This is a genomic window from Ruminococcus sp. (assembly GCF_045129435.1).
Classification (GTDB): Bacteria; Bacillota; Clostridia; order Oscillospirales; family Acutalibacteraceae; genus Ruminococcoides.
The window spans coordinates 1-4,920 of the sequence record NZ_JBGVJL010000072.1 but is presented as its reverse complement, the minus strand read 5'-3'; the positions used below and the strand labels follow the sequence as shown (position 1 = coordinate 4,920).

Here is a 4,920-nt window from a genome sequence, read left to right as displayed (position 1 = left end):
AACCCACGAGCCTTTAAAAAGGCTCGACCTAAATTTTTTGTTGTTTATCCGAAGTTTTCCGCTAAACATTAATTTATCAATATTACCCCAACATTTAAAACAGATCCATAAAAAACTAAGCCAAAAGGGCTGACACAATTTCTCGTGTCAGCCCTCTCGGTTTATGTGAATTAAAAAGGATAGGTAATGTAATCAGGATTACTCAATATCCTGCATTGCATCGTAGCCTGTTTCACCTGTTCTAACCTTTACAACATCTTCAACATCATAGATAAAGATCTTGCCGTCACCGATGTGACCGGTATAAAGTGCCTTAACAGCTGCATCTACAACTGCCTTTACAGGAACCTTGCAAACTACGATTTCAACCTTCATCTTAGGAAGGAGGTTACTTTCAACTGCAACACCACGATAATACTCTGCCTTGCCCTTCTGAGCACCACAACCGAGTACCTGTGATACTGTCATACCTGTAATACCAAGCTTATCCATTTCTTCCTTAAGTGCTTCAAGCTTTGACTGCTTGAGGAGAATATCAATCTTAGTAATCTTTGTACCGTCAGTAGCCATATCATACTTGCCGGCAAGCTGAACAGGAACAGCCTTTGTTACAGGAACATTGCCCTCAACATCAAATGTTTCATCAAGGGAAGCAGTACCAACGCCGATTGGCATAAAGTCTGCATAAGCACTTACAAGACCATGCTCGCAAACATCAAGGCCCTTCATTTCTTCTTCCTTAGTTACACGAAGACCGATTGTCTTTTTAATGATTGTAAATACGATGATCATACAAACGATTGTCCAAGCAGCTACGCATAGGATACCAAGTGCCTGCTTACCAAGCTGAGCAAAACCGCCGCCGTAGAAAAGACCTGTGATACCGTCCTGACCGTTGCCTGTTGCGAAAAGACCTACTGCAAGACCACCCCACATACCGTTTACACCATGTACTGAAAATGCACCAACAGGGTCATCTATCTTGAGTTTAATATCAACAAATTCTACTGCTACTACTATAAGGATACCTGAAACGATACCGATAATTGCAGAGCCGATAGCGTCAACATCTGCACAACCTGCTGTTACTGCAACAAGACCTGCAAGTGAAGCGTTAAGACACATTGAAACATCAGGCTTACCGTTCTTGATCCAAGTAAAGAGCATACATGTTACTGTAGCTACAGCCGGAGCGATTGTTGTTGTAAGAAGGATCTGACCAAGTCTTGAACCGTCTTCAGCAGCAGCACCGTTAAAGCCGTACCATGCAAACCAAAGAATGAATACACCTAAAGCACCAAGTGTGATGCTGTGGCCCGGAATAGCATTTACCTTGCCGTTCTTGCCATACTTACCGATACGAGGTCCAAGAATGATTGCACCAACAAGAGCAGAGATACCGCCAACCATATGAATTACGATTGAGCCTGCGAAGTCAACACAACCAAGCTGTGCAAGCCAGCCCTGACCGTTCCAAACCCAACCTGCTTCGATAGGATAAACAACTAATGAAATAACTGCACTGTAAACACAGTATGCAGAGAACTTTGTACGCTCTGCCATAGAACCTGAAACGATTGTAGCTGCTGTAGCACAGAATACAAGCTGGAATACGAAAGAGTTCCAATCAAAGTTCGCCCAATCTGTGAACATTGTAAGATTAGGAACACCGATGAAACCTGCAATATAGTTTTCCGACATCATTAGTCCAAAACCAAGTAAGCTGAATACTACTGTACCGATACAGAAGTCCATCAGGTTTTTCATAATGATATTACCGGCGTTTTTCGCTCTTGTAAAACCGGTTTCTACCATCGCAAAACCACATTGCATAAAGAATACAAGCAAGGCACCTATCATATACCATACGCCTGTACTGCCAAAAATCATGTCTGCCATATAGATCTCCCCTTTTTTTAAATAACAAAAATGGCGTGTACCAGACAGTTTTTATCTGTCCGTTACACGCCATTGTGTCACCAAATTAAAATTTAAAAATCAGTCAATCGATCATACACCGTAAAGCATTTCACCGTATGAAGGATATGGCCAGTAATCAGCGGCTGTTTCTGTTTCCATTGCGTCACCGATTGCACGAAGTTCAGTCATTACTGAGAATACGCTCTCTCTGTAATACTTAGCATAAGCAAGTACATCACCCTCATATTCGCTTGCACCAATAACAGCGTTCTCAAGCTCTGCTGTCTTTTTGCTGAAACATACAAGCTTGTTTGAAAGGCTTGTAATGAGGTCTTCCTCAACTGATGTTGGGATTGCATCTGAAAGTGCTTTCTTAGCAAGTGCTGTATCTGTAAGCTCTCTTACATATGATGTAACGGCAGGAATCATATCCTTTTTAGCCATATCAATCATTGTAAGTGCTTCAATGTTGATAATCTTAGCATAGTTTTCAAGCTCAATTTCATATCTTGCGTGAATTTCATCTACAGAATAAATCTTGTTCTTTGTAAAGAGGTCAATATTCTTCTGATCAATGTAATGCTCAACAGCGTCAGGAAGTGACTTGAGATTAAGAAGGCCTCTCTTCTCAGCTTCTTCAACCCACTCAGGAGCGTAGTTGTTGCCGTTGAAGATAATTGCCTGATGCTCTGTGAATGTCTTTTTGATGAGAGCCTTAACTGCTGTGTCAAGATCTGATGCGTCCTTTAACTCATTGTAGAACTCTGAAAGCTCTTCGGCAACCATTGTGTTAAGCATAATGTTAGGACAAGCAATGTTGAGAGCTGAACCAAGTGCTCTGAACTCGAACTTATTACCTGTGAAAGCAAACGGAGATGTTCTGTTACGGTCTGATGTATCTTTCTTAAAGTCTGGAAGAACATCAACGCCTGTTGACATCTTAACCTTGCCCTTGCTTACATACTCTGTACCGTTGATGATTGAATCAACCAAAGCACCGAGGTCATCACCAAGATACATTGAGATGATTGCAGGTGGTGCTTCGTTTGCACCAAGACGGTGATCGTTACCTGCTGAAGCAACAGAAATTCTTAAAAGATCCTGATACTCATGTACAGCTTTTACAACAGCTGCAAGGAAGAGCTGGAACTGAATATTAGTTTCAGGTGTCTTACCCGGGTCGAGGAGATTTTCACCTGTATTAGTAGAAATTGACCAGTTGTTGTGCTTACCTGAACCGTTTACACCTGCGAATGGCTTTTCGTGGAGGAGGCAAACAAGACCATGCTTTTCTGCAATCTTCTTCATAACCTCCATTGTAAGCTCGTTGTGGTCAGTTGCAATATTTGTAGTTGTAAAAATAGGAGCAAGCTCATGCTGTGAAGGAGCAACCTCGTTGTGCTTTGTCTTAGCAAGAATACCAAGCTTCCAAAGCTCGTTGTCTAGGTCTGCCATGAAAGCAGCAACTCTTGTTTTGATTGCACCAAAGTAGTGGTCGTCAAGTTCCTGTCCCTTTGGAGCCTTAGCACCAAAAAGTGTTCTGCCTGTATAGATAAGGTCCTTTCTCTGATCGTATACATCTTTATCTATAAGGAAGTACTCCTGCTCAGGACCAACAGTTGTTGCAACTCTTGTAACATCTGTTTTGCCAAGAAGATTAAGAACCTTAACTGCCTCTGTGCTGATTCTCTCCATTGAACGAAGAAGCGGAGTTTTCTTATCGAGAACCTCACCTGTGTATGAGCAGAATGCTGTAGGAATGTAAAGTGTACCATCCTTAGCAAAAGCGTAAGAAGTAGGGTCCCATGTTGTATAGCCTCTTGCCTCAAATGTAGCACGAATACCGCCACTTGGGAAAGAAGATGCATCAGGCTCGCCCTTTACAAGCTCCTTACCTGAAAACTCCATAATAACCTGACCGTCACCGTTTGGTGTGATAAAGCTATCATGCTTTTCTGCTGTGATACCTGTCATTGGCTGGAACCAGTGTGTGTAGTGTGTGCAGCCCTTTTCGATAGCCCAGTCTTTCATTGCACTTGCAACTACATTTGCTACGCTTTCGTCAAGTGGCTCACCGTTCTGGATTGTCTTTTTAAGTGCCTTATAAGTAGCCTTTGGAAGACGCTCCAGCATCATCTGATCGTTGAATACCATACTGCCAAATAATTCAGGAACTTTTGCCATTTCAATCTCTCCTATCCGTTTTTTAAAGAAATTTTTGTTTAGGTTTATTGAAAAACAAAAAGGCACTGCGAACCTTCCGGCTCACAGCGCCCTTGCTGTTTGTCATTGCCTGTAGTATAAACCTTTTCGACACATTTGTCAATAGTTTTTTTAAAAAAATTTAAAAAATATTTTCAGCATTTGCAAGTTACAGTATTTTTCTTGCAACTATCTTGCATTTATAGATTGGTTTATCGCATTTTTGCCGACTTTTTTAAAAAATATGAAAGTTTACAATAAAAATGTTGCATTTTCTATTGACATCTATAGTTACAGGCTATATAATAAAATCATTGTGAATGTTCTGTTTTGCGACAGAACAATTCAAAACATACTTTATTCATATAAATAATATGTTTTTGCAAAAAATGTAAAATGTATTAACAGCTCAATCCATTTACAAAGTACCCTATACTATATTATATAGTATGCTGTAGCGAGTAGATGTTGAAGCATTGGGCGGGAAAGGGTGAATTAAATTGGAACAAATCTCAAACAGACAGGACTTCAAGGGACTTTACTCCCCACAGTTTGAGCACGACAACTGCGGTATAGGTGCGGTTGTAAACATTAACGGTATCAAAACTCACGATACAGTTGCAAATGCTCTTACTATAGTAGAAACCCTTGAGCACAGAGCAGGTAAGGACGCCGAAGGCAAGACAGGTGACGGCGTAGGTATTTTGCTCCAGATTTCTCACAAGTTTTTCAAAAAGGTAGCTGAAAAAGAGCTTGGAATTAAACTTCTTGCAGAGAGAGATTATGCCGTAGGTATGT

General features: G+C 41.0%; 3 protein-coding genes. 1 reads left to right on the top strand and 2 read right to left on the bottom strand.

Annotated elements, in window-relative coordinates; all coding sequences use genetic code 11:
- Window positions 1–198: 198 nt before the first annotated feature.
- Together ACJMMI_RS03690 and ACJMMI_RS03685 are read right to left on the bottom strand one after the other, a co-directional pair.
- Entirely contained in the window at window positions 199–1,899 is a 1,701-nt protein-coding gene (locus tag ACJMMI_RS03690; protein WP_405353676.1) for an ammonium transporter, read from the bottom strand.
- 111 nt (window positions 1,900–2,010) lie between these two features.
- Complete coding sequence (locus tag ACJMMI_RS03685; RefSeq protein WP_405353674.1) at window positions 2,011–4,104, bottom strand: glutamine synthetase III; 2,094 nt, start codon at window positions 4,102–4,104, stop codon at window positions 2,011–2,013.
- 518 nt (window positions 4,105–4,622) lie between these two features.
- On the opposite strand from ACJMMI_RS03685, the gene ACJMMI_RS03680 reads away from it, so the two are divergent.
- The coding region (locus tag ACJMMI_RS03680) for a hypothetical protein (protein ID WP_405353673.1) at window positions 4,623–4,920 on the top strand (298 nt) is incomplete at its 3' end.

Coding starts and splice junctions, on each gene's coding strand:
- ACJMMI_RS03690 (WP_405353676.1), bottom strand. CDS start 1,899: ATGGCAGACATGATTTTTGGCAGTACAGGCGTATGGTATATGATAGGT.
- ACJMMI_RS03685 (WP_405353674.1), bottom strand. CDS start 4,104: ATGGCAAAAGTTCCTGAATTATTTGGCAGTATGGTATTCAACGATCAG.